This window comes from Cupriavidus sp. L7L, from assembly GCF_004353535.1.
GTDB classification, from domain to species: domain Bacteria; phylum Pseudomonadota; class Gammaproteobacteria; order Burkholderiales; family Burkholderiaceae; genus Cupriavidus; species Cupriavidus oxalaticus_A.
On sequence record NZ_SMNY01000194.1, the window covers coordinates 1 to 463 of the forward strand.

Sequence of the window (463 nt, forward strand, 5' to 3'; positions counted from 1 at the left end):
GATGCGCGGCGGCAAGGCGCTGCCGCTGAAGGCCATCGCCGACGATGCGCTGGCGCTGGGCGGCTGCGAGGCCGTGAAGAACGTGATCGTGTACCGCCGCACCGGCGGTAACGTCGGCTGGACCGAGGGCCGCGACCGCTGGCTCGACGACGTCTGCGCCAACCAGCCCGACACCTGCGAAGCCGAGCCCGTCGGCGCCGAGCACCCGCTGTTCGTGCTCTACACCTCCGGCTCCACCGGCAAGCCCAAGGGCGTGCAGCACAGCACCGGCGGCTACCTGCTGTGGGCGCTGATGACGATGAAGTGGACCTTCGACATCAAGCCCGACGACCTGTTCTGGTGTACCGCCGACATCGGCTGGGTCACCGGCCACACCTACATCGCCTACGGCCCGCTGGCCGCCGGCGCCACCCAGGTGGTGTTCGAAGGCGTGCCGACCTACCCGAACGCCGGCCGCTTCTGG

At 70.2% G+C, this 463-nt stretch carries 1 protein-coding gene; it reads left to right on the plus strand.

Annotation, left to right across the window (positions count from 1 at the left end):
• Positions 1–463, plus strand: a 463-nt coding sequence (locus E1J61_RS37100; protein ID WP_165971646.1) for an AMP-binding protein, incomplete at both ends; no start/stop codon positions are given.